Source organism: Bacillus infantis, from assembly GCF_020171945.1.
GTDB lineage: Bacteria > Bacillota > Bacilli > Bacillales > Cytobacillaceae > Bacillus_AB > Bacillus_AB infantis_A.
Genome location: NZ_JAIVAP010000011.1, coordinates 60,924 through 75,147, shown reverse-complemented (window position 1 = coordinate 75,147; position 14,224 = coordinate 60,924). Strand labels below are relative to the sequence as shown.

Annotated in this window: 15 protein-coding genes; 1 reads left to right on the top strand and 14 read right to left on the bottom strand. The window is 45.8% G+C overall.

What is annotated here, in order from left to right; translation table 11 throughout:
- Window positions 1–78 precede the first annotated feature (78 nt).
- Together LCM00_RS15495 and LCM00_RS15490 are read right to left on the bottom strand one after the other, a co-directional pair.
- Window positions 79–1,419 (bottom strand): amino acid permease, encoded by a 1,341-nt coding sequence (locus LCM00_RS15495; protein ID WP_224903735.1) that lies wholly within the window; start codon window positions 1,417–1,419, stop codon window positions 79–81.
- Window positions 1,412–2,263, bottom strand: coding sequence for a sugar phosphate isomerase/epimerase family protein (locus LCM00_RS15490; protein ID WP_224903734.1), 852 nt, complete (start codon window positions 2,261–2,263; stop codon window positions 1,412–1,414). Before LCM00_RS15490 ends, LCM00_RS15495 begins: the two co-directional genes overlap by 8 nt.
- Window positions 2,264–2,498: 235 nt before the next feature.
- Between LCM00_RS15490 and LCM00_RS15485 the strand changes: the two genes are divergently transcribed.
- On the top strand, window positions 2,499–2,753 hold the full coding sequence (locus LCM00_RS15485; protein ID WP_224903733.1) for a hypothetical protein: 255 nt from the start codon (window positions 2,499–2,501) through the stop codon (window positions 2,751–2,753).
- A 248-nt stretch (window positions 2,754–3,001) separates the two neighbouring features.
- Here LCM00_RS15485 and LCM00_RS15480 read toward each other — a convergent pair whose 3' ends face one another.
- The 12 genes from LCM00_RS15480 to LCM00_RS15425 form a co-directional block, all read right to left on the bottom strand.
- A complete protein-coding gene (locus LCM00_RS15480) occupies window positions 3,002–3,457 on the bottom strand; it encodes an immunoglobulin-like domain-containing protein (RefSeq protein ID WP_224903732.1) in 456 nt (151 codons plus the stop codon).
- Between the two features lie 180 nt (window positions 3,458–3,637).
- Entirely contained in the window at window positions 3,638–4,150 is a 513-nt protein-coding gene (locus LCM00_RS15475) for a hypothetical protein (RefSeq protein WP_224903731.1), read from the bottom strand.
- Complete coding sequence (locus tag LCM00_RS15470) at window positions 4,134–5,630, bottom strand: FAD-binding oxidoreductase (protein ID WP_224903730.1); 1,497 nt, start codon at window positions 5,628–5,630, stop codon at window positions 4,134–4,136. Before LCM00_RS15470 ends, LCM00_RS15475 begins: the two co-directional genes overlap by 17 nt.
- Window positions 5,631–5,779: 149 nt before the next feature.
- A complete protein-coding gene (locus LCM00_RS15465) occupies window positions 5,780–6,574 on the bottom strand; it encodes a copper amine oxidase N-terminal domain-containing protein (protein ID WP_224903729.1) in 795 nt (264 codons plus the stop codon).
- Window positions 6,575–6,850: 276 nt separating this feature from the next.
- A complete protein-coding gene (locus tag LCM00_RS15460) occupies window positions 6,851–7,513 on the bottom strand; it encodes an HAD family hydrolase (RefSeq protein WP_224903727.1) in 663 nt (220 codons plus the stop codon).
- Between the two features lie 23 nt (window positions 7,514–7,536).
- Window positions 7,537–8,220 carry a fructose-6-phosphate aldolase gene (locus LCM00_RS15455; protein ID WP_224903724.1) on the bottom strand — a complete coding sequence of 228 codons (684 nt, stop codon included), beginning with the start codon at window positions 8,218–8,220 and terminating at the stop codon, window positions 7,537–7,539.
- A 76-nt stretch (window positions 8,221–8,296) separates the two neighbouring features.
- Window positions 8,297–8,659, bottom strand: coding sequence for a PTS glucitol/sorbitol transporter subunit IIA (locus tag LCM00_RS15450; protein WP_224903722.1), 363 nt, complete (start codon window positions 8,657–8,659; stop codon window positions 8,297–8,299).
- Between the two features lie 109 nt (window positions 8,660–8,768).
- Window positions 8,769–9,782, bottom strand: coding sequence for a PTS glucitol/sorbitol transporter subunit IIB (gene srlE / locus LCM00_RS15445; protein WP_224903720.1), 1,014 nt, complete (start codon window positions 9,780–9,782; stop codon window positions 8,769–8,771).
- A 20-nt stretch (window positions 9,783–9,802) separates the two neighbouring features.
- The gene (gene srlA / locus LCM00_RS15440; RefSeq protein WP_224903718.1) at window positions 9,803–10,348 is read right to left on the bottom strand and encodes a PTS glucitol/sorbitol transporter subunit IIC; all 546 of its coding nucleotides are present in this window, start codon (window positions 10,346–10,348) and stop codon (window positions 9,803–9,805) included.
- Window positions 10,349–10,352: 4 nt separating this feature from the next.
- Entirely contained in the window at window positions 10,353–10,793 is a 441-nt protein-coding gene (locus tag LCM00_RS15435; protein WP_224903716.1) for a transcriptional regulator GutM, read from the bottom strand.
- A gap of 4 nt (window positions 10,794–10,797) precedes the next feature.
- The gene (locus LCM00_RS15430) at window positions 10,798–12,729 is read right to left on the bottom strand and encodes a BglG family transcription antiterminator (RefSeq protein ID WP_224903714.1); all 1,932 of its coding nucleotides are present in this window, start codon (window positions 12,727–12,729) and stop codon (window positions 10,798–10,800) included.
- An 87-nt stretch (window positions 12,730–12,816) separates the two neighbouring features.
- Window positions 12,817–13,617: an SDR family oxidoreductase gene (locus LCM00_RS15425; protein WP_224903712.1), complete on the bottom strand. Its 801-nt coding sequence runs from the start codon at window positions 13,615–13,617 to the stop codon at window positions 12,817–12,819.
- Window positions 13,618–14,224: the final 607 nt, after the last annotated feature.

Sequence of the window (14,224 nt, the reverse complement as noted above, 5' to 3'; positions counted from 1 at the left end):
TCAAACATTATAAAAAGTTCAATCTTTTTCCTTTTAAAATTTTTCAGGGAGTCAGCAATCACTAACTCCCCTTTTGCATTAGGCAACTATATTTTCCTTACCAACCTTTGAACCGTACTTTCTTTCCCAATAATAGTAGACAGGCAGCCCTGTGGCGACGACGATAAGCGCCGCTATCATGCCCTGGATCGGCGCCCAGGTGAAAGTTCCCCATGCTAGCCAGGCAGCCCCGGCAATGGCCAAAATGGTTGTAATCCTCCATAAAGGCATCCGATAGACCGGCTTATAATCGTCTCTTTTCCGGCATTTATAGACGGCCGCAAAGTCCATAATATTGATCAGGAGCTGGATAAGCGTAAAATATCCAAGCAGGGCCGTTAAATTGCCGAAGAAAACCAGGAAGCACGCATAAATAACCTGCACCAATATCGAAAAGCTCGGAGTTTCATATTTCGGATGAACCTTGGCAAAGCGCTGAAAAAACAGGCCATCCTTTGCCATCGCGTACTCCAGGCGAGGCTGGAACATGATGCATGAGCTCAAAGAACCGAGTATGACAACAATCGCTGTCACTCCTACGAATGATGAAGCAATATCCGATAAACCCGGGATATACTTAACCGCATCAGAAACAGCAGCATTGGATTGAATCAGCTGTTCAAAAGGCATCAGTCCGATTACACAGACAGCAAGCAGCGTATAAAGCGTAAGTATAATGAAGATTGAAGTAATCAGCGCACGCGGCAGCACCTTGCCCGGATTCTTAAATTCCCCGGCCATAAAACAGATTGCCGCCATGCCTGTATATGCCCAGGTTGTAGCTGAAACGCCTCCGATCAGGCTTGTTTCCGTACTTCCAGACACTGGATTATAAGAAAAGTTTCCTGGGTTCATATAGATAAAGCCAAGCGCAATGACAATCAGGAATGGAATGATTTTTACTGCTGTAATAATGACTTGAAAAAGGCCGCCTTCTTTCACACTCCTGTAATGAATTGCGGTGATGGCCAAAATGATGGCGATGCCGAGCAGTTTTCCATTCATCCCGTCAAAGAATGGGAAGAAAGAAGCAACATACGAGACGATCGCAAGGGCCATAATCGAAATGCTTGGCGGATCAAGCGCCCAGAAGGTAGACCATCCATATAAGAAAGCCAATGGCCGCCAGCCTGCTTTATTGAGATACACGTAACCGCTTCCATTTTGCGGGTAGGCTGTAGACAGCTCTGCCAGCACCATGACTTGCGGAATAGCAATCAGCCCGCCGATGACCCAGGCCAAAATTGAAATAGTCGGGGTGCCTGCCGCTTTTGCCACTTCCCCTGTCGAAACAAAAATACCGGATCCAATTGTCGTCCCAACCGCAATAGCCAGCGCAGCCCAAAATCCAAGCTTGCGTGTAAGAGCCCCATTACTCATTTTGTGTTCCCCCAGTTTTAGAATGGAATGCTTCCATCTCTCTTAATTTTTTCACAGACTCTGAAACTATTTCCTTTGGATTCTTATAATATTCAGATCCCATAATCTCCAGGGTGCATGCCCCCTTATACCCGCTGCTTTCAAGAGATTCCATATACCCCCGCCAATCCAGCACTCCATCATCCAGGGCCAGATGGGCATCTGACACACCATCCCCATCAATCAAATGAAAATGCTTAACCTCACGAAGAGCGGAAAAATAATCTTCAGGAGTTTCCCCCGCGAGCTGCATCGCTACGGTATCAATCATTCCTGTCAGAGAAGGTGATCGGATATCCTCAATCATCCTCTTAACTCCCTCAACATCCATCACAAGATTGGTCTCAAACCTTGTTAACGGCTCCAGGACCAGATTCATCCCTTCCTTTTCCGCAATCTTTGCCAGCTGATGAATCGAATCAGCGGCATAATTCCACGATTCTCCCGTGCTCACAGAATAATCCCCAATGCCTGAAGTAATCAGCATCATATTGCAGTCCAGCTCCAGCGCAGCATATAAATTATCCTTAAAGTACTCAACACTGCTTCTTCTCCAATCAGAATCGGACGCCGCAATATTGTAAGGATAAACACATTGCTCCGGAGTAAAGCAAACCAGCTCCATATCTCTCGATTTGAGCTCCCGCTTCATGCTTCTTAAATTGCCAGGCAGATTCCGGTATACATAGAAATGCGGCTCTCCAGCCCATAACTCAATATGCCGGATATCAAGACTTGTCATGCACTCCAAAAACTCCTTAAACGGATAATGCCTGAATGTAATATTCATCCCGGCAAGCTTCATACAATCCCCCCTTATGAAAACGATTTTATTTGTTATGATTTGTATTATAGTTAGGTAGTACAAAACAAGCAATACTTTTTTGAAAATTTAATATTTTCACCCGAATGGGACACAAGGAAAGGCACCTTGTCCCACAATAAGAAATGCATTAAAATTTACACATTAGGCTAGAAATCTAAGTACAAAGCTAGGAGCTGCCCTGTTGATAAAAAATTTGCTTTTCTTTCTCTTTCAAATGATCTTATTCACTATACTTCTCACCATCAACTACTTTGTCGATCAATATGTAAGCAGCCCCTATGATTCTGGTGACCTGTTCGGGATTGGAGAAATGCTGCTTTTATTCATCCCGCTTGCCCTCATTGCCGAAAAAGTATATAAGCGCTTTACTGTTATCTCTTTTTTTCACAAGCTGCTGATAAGCATACCGGCATTGGCTGGTGCCATCTTGATAACCGGCCTTGCTTTGGGCCAAATACAGGTGGGGTGAAAATAGTCAAAAAGTCTTCAGCTTCATTCTCTGCTGTTAATATCTAACCAAAGCCGTAGAATAATCAAAAGAACGCCTTATTATTATGGAAGAATAATAAGGCGTTCTTTCTATAATCCTCTAAGTTTTAAAATTAGCATTCAAGGGTCTACAAATATAAAAAAGTCATATCAATGATATGACTGTCTAAGAATTCCGGCTCCTATAACCCTCCCCTTATTTCGAAAACTGTAACTATATGCTCCCTGTTAATCCAAATCAAACTCAGCCGTCAAATTATACACATCAAAGTCCCCTGATTCTCTAAAGTCCAGTACTTCTTTCACAATACGGTATTCTCCGGTATCCAGTTCCCCATGGAGCTGCTCCCAATTAACACTCCATTCCTCCATATCTGAAGGACCCAGGCCATAGCCAATATCCTCAACCGCGTGATTACCAGCTGTAATATATGGAACTTGGTACCAGTCGCCTCCAATTTTCTTTTCCAACAGGTAAGCTTCGCCATAGATACATTGCTTATCAGAATTATTCTGAAGAATTACAGTCATTCCGGTGCGGGTGACTGTTCCTTCCTTTGCTGTCATAGTTACACCATTAAAGTTGTCGACAGTATCATAGATTGTAGTTGTCCAGTCAGTCGTTACAGGCTGGTCAGAATCCGCACCCTTACATCCAGATAAAAGCATCAAACTTATTGTCATAAAGAAAAACAACCAAAGAAATCGTGTCAAGAAGTCACCCCCTTAAGTTGTTAGACGCTATATATATGTAAAAGTTTCAAAGAACCATCGGGTCAGGCCCCTTGGCTCGTTTCTCGCAGGGGAGCCATGGGGTCAGGTTCCTCGGCTCACTTCCCGTGAAACATTTATGTGAAACAAGATTTATCGGGTGGTGCCTGTCACCAAACATAAAGCCGCACAGCCAAGCAAAATGGCTCCAAATCCTGCAATTATAATCCCAGGCGATATAATCTTCACAAAAGAAATCCCAATCATGCTGATGCCGACAATCAAATAGTGATGAATAGCATGGAGGCGGAAGGTTTTCTGCTCTATATGCCAGGCGTGGTGATAGCCTTGAAGGAATCCAAGCGTTGTCTGTAGCAGGAGTGCTGTGTATGGCAGAGAACCTGCAGGCTGGCTGATGGTGCCTGCAAGAATATAGACAGCTCCCATCCCTATGTAAATGAACGGGTGATGGGAGCTGTATTTGCTGCCTTTGGTCTGGTAAAGGCGATAGCCGAAGGCAGCAGAGAAGGAAAATATGGCGAACAGCCAGCCAAACAGAGTAAAGGACAAGGCAGCCTGCTTTAGCCATACAATATAATAAGGAAAAACGACAACCTGCCCGACCGACACCAACAGGGGGATGGCCTGTTCACTCTTGATTTTCATGAGCTGCTCCTTCTTTCAGATAATAATCATAGAATAGATTCTGAAAAACTTCATTCGGGTCGCGTTTCAGCTTTTCCGCCCGGAACTGCTCCCACTCCGGGTACGCCTCTCGGAACTGCTCCTTGGTTTGATAATGATAGTATGGAAGATAATAGGTCCCGCCATGTTCAAGCGTCAGACTGGTCCACTTTTGAATAATTGATTCCGCCCCTTCTATCTGTTCTTCGCTGAGACCGTGCTGAATCAAAACGACCAGGCCCAGCATGTCTTCCTTGGCATAATTCAGGCTTGTTATACTGTCTTTTGCTGCATATCGGACCGTAATATTATGGATTTTAAAATCTTCACCTTGATCTGAACCTGGCAGCAAATTTTTCAGGTCTTCCATATACTCCCCGTACTGATTGACAGGCACGAAGAATTCCTGCAGCACCTCTACCCGCCCCGGCTTCGTGAATTCCATGAACGCGGAGTTGCCGCGCATCACATTATTCCTGGTGATGTTCTTTCCATTCAGAGACCTTGCCATGAGCTTTTGATTGTTCCAGAACAGGTCCTCCCACATACCACCTTGACGGCCGATATCCATTGCAAGCTTTCCCATCCTGGCTCCTTTTTCTTCCTTAAGAGGGACAGCTCGATCCTGCTTTCCTGTATGGTTATAATCCACCACATACATTTCATCGAGGAAGGTACCCGGCGCGACGCTTACCCTTGCATAATGCATAGCTGTGTCATCATGGTTCAGCAGATTGGTAAAATAGGATTCGTATTCATCCGTTTTCAGCTCTTCTGTATGGATGGTGTACACTTCATCCTCCGTCAGCTCCAGCGTGACATCCAGGATTACCCCAAATAATCCGTATCCGCCAAACATATACTTCATCCATTCCTCCGAATCTTCCCTCGTTACTGTCTTAATTTCACCCGCAGGCGTCAGCACAGTCATTTCCCTTACAGTCCCTGCCATCGGACCAAAGCGGATATCCCGGCCGTGGGCGTTGACCGATAAAGATCCCCCGATCGTAAAAATCGATTGTGACTGTGTAACCTTCAAGGCGAGCCCATCATCCTTCACGGCCTCCTGGACATCCTCCCATGAAGCCCCGCCCTCCACCTTAACAGTTTTAGCTTCCTTATCAACCTCAAGGATCTTATTGAATGACCGCATATCCAAAACCACACCATCCCTGTAATAGGTATGGCCCCCCTGCGAATGCTGCAGTCCGGCAACCGAAATATGCCGGCCGCTCTGATTGGCTTCTTTTACAATCTTCTGCAGATCAAGGCGGTCATCTGCTTCGACCACCCGCTCAATCCGTTCTGGCAGAAGGCCTGTGTAATCTGTTGCCAGCGCGCTTTGGGAAAGTCCATATTTGCGTGTTTCAATCGGGATGTTGAAAAAAATCCAGAAAAGAAAGGTACATACGATACATCCTAAAAACCAGGGCCTTCTCATCAATACAATCATTTTCTTCATATCTTCACCTGTTGTATAAGTTTATTTTCATTAGCATTTTTACTAATAAAGTGTAATTTTACACAATTATAACAACAGCATGATGGAAAGAAAAGATATTTTTGGAGAAAATGCAGAAAAAAACCCAGCCTTTTGGCCGGGTTTCCTTGCTATCTAATAATAGCTTCATATCTATTAATCTCAACATCTGAAACCTTCCATGTTCCATTCTCATACGTCAAGGTGATCAGCCGGTCATGATATTCATACGGTCTAGGATTGATGACAGAATCAAATATAGTCGCTTTCGTTTCAGAAAGATAGTCTACTGCTGCAGGAGAAACATCGGTCTCATAAAAACTCAAGTTATCTTTTATTCCATTTCTCCGGATCAGCTTATTGATGAACGTATCGGTGAAGTATGGCCGGAAGTAGGTCCGGATTTGAGGGAACTTTGATAGGTCAGTCGTTTCATTCAATTTTTCTAATATAACGGTAATCTCCTCATCACGCATATAACGAGGGAGATGGTTCTCCAGGGCGACCAGCATAATTTGGCTGCCCATTTGATAGAAAACAGTTTTAGTTAGATTATCGTATTTTATATAACCGCCAAAAGCCTTCTGCAGAAGAGCTGCCGGAACATAAGTACTATTATTAAAAATTCTAGGTGCTACTTCATAGGTGGACTGGCTGCCATTAATAGTGACATTCTTTGAGCCTGTTTTTAAAAGCAGTGTGTTCTTGTCCAGCTTAATCGAAATGGTTTTCTCGGACTGGTTCCATTTTACCTCGGCGCCAAATGCCTCGGACACAACCCGCAGCGGAACCAGCATCCGATTTTCATAAATGAGTCCTTTGTAGGAATATGACCATTCCCAGTTTGGCTGTTCAGCTTGGCTAGGTGAGATGAAACTGCCAAGTGATAAAAACAGGACCAGCAAAGAGACAATACATTTTTTCATGTATACACTTCCTTTCTGTTTTTTATTACCCATTCACAATAGAGTTTTTCCAATTATTTTACAAGTGTCCTAAGTATCCATTTTACAAATTTATTCAAAATAACCAAAAAATATACAGCGGAAGTCTGCTTCTTTCGCAGTGCGTAAACTTAGACTCCTTTCAATCAAAAAACTGCAATAAAAAAAGGACAGATTAGATAACCTGTCCTTCCTTCATCAACCTGCTGCACTTCTGTGAAACATTGGTGTGAAACAAGATTATTCGGGTGGTGCCTGTCACCGCATCAACCGTTCAATCTCCTCCACAACTCTCCCAAACTCCTTCTCTCCCATACTCCCCAGCCTCATATGATATCCCTCGAATGCAAGATTCTCAGTAATCTTATTCGGCACGATTACACATCTAAGCCCCGCTGCTATGGCAGCTTTTGATCCATTCATAGAATCTTCAAAAGCAATGGCTTCGGATGGTTCGATTCCGAAATGGCTGATAACATTCCTGTAGAGAGCCGGATCCGGCTTTACCTTCTCTACATCATCAGAAGTCTGGATGTAATCAAAGTACTGTAGGTAGTTCAATTCTTTCAAAAAGAAGGTGACCCATTCCCGGTTGGAGCTGGAGGCGAGTCCGATTTTCAGTCCTCTGCTTTTGGCTTCTTTCAGATAGTCTTCAACTCCTTCACGGGCAATAGGAGATTGAAGTTTTTCCTTATGTAAAATATGAGATCTTTCGATAATATCTTCGATTGTCATGGTGCCGTTTGATTTTTCCATGATATATTCATACAGGCCTTTTGAATCTGTGCCGATGAAGTGAGCATAGTCGGCAATCGGCATTTCACTGTGGTCAATTGCGAGCATGTCGCAGAATGCTTCATAAAGGGCATATTCTGTGTCGATGATCAATCCGTCAAAATCGCAGACGATTGCTTTAATCATAGGTTCCACCTTCCTCTTTCTTTCTATTTATCCTCGCTTAAAATCAAACTGCCTTCCCCATACTGCCCCATCCAATCCTTACTGAAAGCTTCTACATTGTCTTCAATAGATGGAATTTTGACGAGTGCTTCGATCAGTTCCGGTGCTGCAGTAATTCCGTGCGCGCCGGCAAGGCAGACATTGTGGATCTGCTGGACGTTTTTGAAGCTGGCTGCCAGGACTTCACAAGAGAAATTATGCTTTGAGAAAATCTCAGTAATCTCTGCAACTACCTTCGCACCATTGCCTGTAAGATTATCGATCCGGTTCACATAAGGAGCCACATAATCGGCGCCGGCTTTGGCAGCAAGATACGCATTCATCGGCGTATATACGGTTGTTGCCAGTGTGCGGATGCCCTCTGCCTTCAGCATTTTGATCGCTTTGATGCCCTCCATGGTGACAGGAATTTTTACGACAACATTCCCGGATACAGCTTCACAGAGCCAGCGGGCTTCTTCCGCCATTCCCTCTGCATCTCCGGCAATGGTCTGGGCAAACAGCTCTTTTTCTTCTCCGATAACAGCTCTGATTTCCTTCAGCAAAGGCAGGAAAGGCTTTTGCTCCTTTACGACGATGCTCGGATTGGTGGTGACCCCGTCTATCGGGAAAAAATCCACGAGCTTCTTAATGCTTTCAACATTTGCTGAATCAATGACTAATTTCATTTTCCTTGCCCCCTCTTATTAAAAATAATAGCCTAACTCTTGGTTGGACAAAAGTTAAGCTATTGTATTCTATTCATTATGAGTAGATCCGGATTGTGTCCCCAGCATTGACTTCCTGGATTTCACTGTCTTCCAGGTACAGGGTGCCTGGCAGTTCCGGAGTTTGTGAGCCGTCAAACTTCAGGGTAATATGGCCGAGTGAGGAAAGATTTTGTTTTACAGCATCGCCGACAGAAGTAACTTTATATTCATTGCTGCCGATCTGCAGGGTATCGCCTGCTGCAATCTCGCCTTCAACTTCTTTTACATCGATCAGGAGGCAGTATTCAGCAAGTTCAGCTGGAGCATTATCCCCGAAAAGGATGAACATTTTTTCACCGAGAAAGTCAGTTACCGAAGGGCCGATGCTGTTGATTTTAGTTTCAAATTTCGTTGTCATGGTTGTGTCTCTCCTTTGAATCAATTTTCTCTATTGCGGTACGGGGGCAACAGGTGCAGATGCACTAATGAAGCCCCTTATCCGCATACTCATTTTCTATTATTTACTCTCAATCATATAAGCCAAAGCTTGCGAGCCAGGCAATGAAGACGGTCGGCGCCCCCGTGAGGAATCTGGAGTAGAGGACAGACGGCACCCCTACTTCGACTGTTTCAACCTCAGCTTCTGCAAGTCCAAGTCCTACTGGCACGAAGTCTGCCGCAGCCTGGGCATTGATGGCGAACAGGGCCGGCAATGCAAGGTGGGCCGGGATGTTGCCTTTTCCGATTTCAACCCCGATCAGTGTTCCGACTACCTGGGCAATAACAGCGCCAGGGCCTAAGAATGGGGAAAGGAGCGGGAATGAGCAGACAAGTGCGATGACGATAAGCCCCCATACAGAACCTGCGAAAGGTGACAGGAATTTCGCGAACACGTCGCCGATTCCTGATTCCAGGATGACCCCGATGAGCATGGCAACGAATGCCATGAACGGAAGGATCGTTTTGATAACTGTATCAATGGCATCACGGCCGGCCTGGTAGAAGACGCTTGTGATCGAGCCCATGGCCATACCGACTCTTGCCATCAAACCTTTTGGCTTTTGCTGTTCACTGATTTTCTTGTCTGAGCTGTATTTAGGTGTTTTGATCCCTTCAGCAGCCTCTTCCTGTAATGGCATTGCCGGTGCGGGAGCCGCTGCACCTTCAGCATCTGCCACCTGGATGTTTTCCGCCTTTACGCCGGAAACGTAGATGTCTTCTGTAATATGCTTGGCCAATGGACCGCTCTGGCCTGTCGGCATAATGTTGATCGTCGGAATGCGCTTTTGCGGATATAGTCCGCAGCGCAGTGTGCCGCCGCAGTCGATGATGACGCAGGCCATCTCTTTTTCCGGCACAGATGTTTTAAAGCCGTCGACAAGCTCACAGCCTGTCAGTTCAGCAATCTTATCTGCGATTTCCGGCCTTTGTCCGCCGGTAATATAGACGACTTTATTCTTTTCGTCTGTCGGAGTTATCACTAAAGGTCCGCCAAATCCGCCGGCACCCTTTGAAATTTTGATTGATTGAAAAGCTGTCATGTTTCCCACCGCCTAGAATTCTATAGTTGAACTGTATCTTTTAGTTTTACGTTTTGCTGCTTGGCTACATAAGAAGTTGTCAGGTCAGTTACCCAGCCTCTTAGGAAGTTGGTGACAATCCCGACAAGGAAGTAGCGGAGTGCAAGCTCGGTTACATCATGGCCCAGTGTTGTTATCCCTGCTGAAATCCCGAGGAATACGAAAAGCTCACCCGGGTTAACGTGCGGGAATAAACCGTTGTGTGTATGGCATGAATATGATGCTGCCGCATAATAGCTCGGCTTATATTTTTCCGGAAGAAATCTTCCAAGTGATAATGTCATAGGATTGGCAAGGACGAATGTCCCGATGATCGGCAGAACAAAATATCTTGTAAATGCGTTTTTCCCTGACTTTCTTGCAAGCCTCTCGACCCGCTCTTCCCCAACGAGGCGGACAAGCGCGTTCATAGCAACCAATAGCATGATCAATAGCGGTACAATATCTGTGACAAGGCTGACAAAGGTTTCCCCGCCTGTGCGGAATAAGTTCATGAACCCTTCAGCTAATTTGATGATAAAATCCATCTCTTCACCCTCTTCTCATTTCTTTCTTTTTCGGCATGATATAGTCGATCCAGCCTTTTTTCACCTGCAGCTCGCCGCCCTTGGAGATGATGTCATAGCTCTTGAGCGCATCGGCAATCGCAAGCTGGGTCAATTTATCATGGCCTTTGAAATCTTCTTCAGAAATCTTCAGCAGGTATTTCCCCTCAAACCCATTCAGGTCCTTTACCTTGGAAAAAACGGTCACACCCTGCATTTTCGCCGCCTTCAGAATTTTATTCCTTTTATCGATAGCGAACATGACGACCGTCCCTGCACGCAGTTTCCCTGTTCTTTTGCCGATGGCCACACGGCCGAGCGACCTCATTTCGGCGTACTTTTTATTAAAATGCCTAATCTGGAAAAACCCGAGGATGCTCTGGACCAGCCAGGCGATCCCAATCAGTATGATTAAAAATAGTATCATCTTCTCAGCCCCTTTCCCTGTTTGACCGTTCGATGCCGGAGACAAAATCCTCGTAGGATCCCGCCTTCACCAGCTGTGCGATGAGCTCTTCATTGTTCGCAATCGCAATAATTTCATCATAGATTTTGACAATCAGGCTTTCATTGCATTCATTCTGTTCCTCCGGCAATCCGAGCAGGAACACAAGCCTGACCTCCCTGTCATTCTCCATGACCCCTTCCGGGAAAATCCCGACCGCAAGCTCAATGTCATCTGACTGCTGATTGAAGGTGTGCGGAAAGGCGATATAGCGGTCAAATACCATCGACCCCTTTTCTTCCCTTTCCTTCAGCCGCTCCTCGAATCCAGGGTCAAGTCGGCCAATTTCAGTCAGCTCGTTTACCATATGGAAGACGTTTTCGTGATAGCCTTTAGAGCTGTCCAGCTGGAAAAATGACTCTTTAGCAAGCAGCTGGGCCATCACAGATTGATACTCGCTGCCATTTTGAATGTTGAGCCTCTGTCTGTAGGCCGCTTTCTCAATCTCCCTCTTCACACTGCTCTCATCGAATATTTCGTTGATCATGATAAAAGGTGCTTTGGTCTCAAAGGGCAGCTTTACGGTAGAAAAAACAAGATCATAATAATCCAGGACTTCCTTCGCTGCGTCCTTTTCGGCAAAAAGGTCTATTTCTGTATTCTGATTCAGGATGCGCTCCAGCTGGATGCTGACGAGCTTTGCCGTCCCCCGGCCGGTCCCGCAGACTACTGCTGCTTTTTGGAAGCGCTTGACCTTGATATCGCTTTGGCCGATGAAGACCCCGAAGTAAAAGGCCAGATAGCCAAGCTCATCCTCCGGCACCTCAAGTGCATATCTGCTCTCGATCACTTGTCCGGCAATCTCCGCCATCTTATAGGCAACCGGATATTTTTCCTTCACATCGGCGAGCAGCGCGTTCTTCAGGCGAAGCCCGAAAATCAGCCGGTTCAGCATAAAGGTCAAGTGGTACAGGAGATCCTTAAAGAAGGATTCATTCTGCTCAATGATTTCCTTTTTAAAGCCAACCTGCTCTAAAATTTGTTCCAGCAGCCGCCTTACATCATCGGTAATCGCGATATCTGCCAGCGTCCGGTTGTTCGTCGGCGTCCGCCTTCCTGCAATCGGAATCGTGATGAACAGAGCCTCCGCCTCAGGAATTTCTATCGGGAGCTGCTTTTGGATCGCTTCAGCAATTTCAAGCGCAATCCCATGCTCCTGTGTGCCGATCAGCTTTTTATGCTTTTCCTCGATAGCTTCAAGATGATGATTTTTCAAAAGCCGGTCCAGCATGATGATGATGAATTCCATCAGCCTCGCCTGGGTAGGAGATTCAAGATTATACTCATGCGAGATTCTCTCGATCGCCTCTGTAATATCTTCATCAAGCGGATAATCGCCATACAGCACATCATACAGATGATCAAGGATGTAGAAGCGCAGATCCAATTCCCTGCCGCTCAGCTCCATCCCCCTGTTCGGCTTGCCGTGGATGATGAGCTTGTAGGTCTCAAGAGAAACGGCTGCCTTTTTCAGCTCATTGACGAGCGTTGTGCGTCCAAGGTGCATTTCCTCAGCCAGATCATCCAATGTGTATGTTTCTTCGCTGTTGATGAGCCTGTCGATGATGAAGCCGATCCGGCCCTTTTGCGAATTCAGAGAAACGCTATCCGTGCTGCTTTCTTCCAGCAGTGATTGGAACGCTTTCATATTATCGATTTCAAACCGGAAGCCTTTGCCCCTTTCACTAATGAAAGCAGCAATTCCCTCCAGGTCTTCATTAAGCTGTTTGATGTAATTCCTGATCGTTCTGGTGCCCACACCCATTGCCTCTGCAAGCTCATCAAGTGAGTGATAGGTTTTTGTCCGGGCAATTGCCAGCATCTTTGCTGCACGTTCATCTATCATTCTGTCAGACATTCTTATCACCCCTATTTATATGGAAGCCGGACGGTCTGCCCGCTGGCCGGCTCCCATAAAGGCGCTGAAATCACGTCTTTACAAGCGTCAGCCGCGGGATTTACCGCCTGAAATATTAAAGGTTGTCCCTGTCACATAGCCTGCACGGTCAGAAGCTAGATAAGAAACCAAGTCAGCGATTTCTGTCAGCTTCCCTTCGCGCCCAAGCGGGATCGATTTGCTGTAATCAGTTGAAAGGCCATCAACCGTCACACCGCGTGTGTACGCCAGTGCTTCATTATAAGCATCTGTCCTGAGGCCAGTCGTTTCAATGATACCAGGGGCAATCGCAACGACACGAATATTGTGTTTGCCAAGCTCCTTCGCCCATGCCCTAGTAAAAGCAATAACTGCCCCTTTTGTAGCGGAATAGCAGCTCTGTCCTGCAGACCCTTCCTGGCCGGCCTCTGAAGATACATTGATAATCACGCCGCCGCTTTGCTTCAGCATCTTCTTCGCAGAAGCCTGGGCAAACAAGTAAGGCCCCTTCTGATTCACAGCAACCATGAAATCAAAGTCTTTTTCACTTAACTCATATTCCGGCTTTTCTCCCTTGTCGTCAACCAAAAGTCTAGGAAGATTCACACCAGCATTATTAACCAGGATATCCAAAGACCCGAACAGCTCAACCGTCTTCGCAACCGCCTGGTCAACGCTCTCCTTCTTCGTCACATCACATTGGATAAAGTAAGACCCGTTTTCCTGCTCGCCCTCACTCCCATTCAAATCGGCAACCACAACCTTCACGCCGTTCTTCAGGAGTTCATTCGTAATATGTAAACCGATGCCCGAAGCACCACCCGTAACAATCGCTACCTTCTCTTCCAAACCAAGCCAAGAACCGCTCATCTGTCATTCCTCCTATAACCAAGTTGAAAACACTTACAATTTCTAATTTCAGTATAGTAATAGAATTGAGAATAATTAATACAGACTTTTTCACTCAAGTGTGAAAATGGGTGAATGAATTGGGCCAGGGGGTCAGGTCCCTTGGCTCGTATTTTGGGTGGTGGGCCATGGGGTCAGACCCCTCGGCCCGACTTTTCAAAGCTGTGGTGGGACATGGGAAAGGTTTACTTGCTAGGGAGGACTCTCCCCGCGATGGAAGGGAGGGGCGGTAGAAGGAAAGGTAGAATCAAAGTGCCTCAAGAAGAGGATATGAATTACTCTAACCAAAGAAATGTAGACCAGAGTGCCTCAAGAAGAGGATATGAATCACTCTAACCAAAGAAATGCAGGCCAGAGTGCCTCAAAAAGAGATTATGAATCACTCTAACCAAAGAAATGCAGGCCAGAATGCCTCAAAAAGAGAATATGAGTCACTCTGATCAGAGAAAAGTAGAATCAGAGTGCCTCAAAAAGAGATTATGAGTCACTCTGATCAGAGAAAGTAGAATCAGAGTGCCTAAAGAAGAGGATATGAATCACTCTAACCAAAGAAATGCGGAACAGAGTG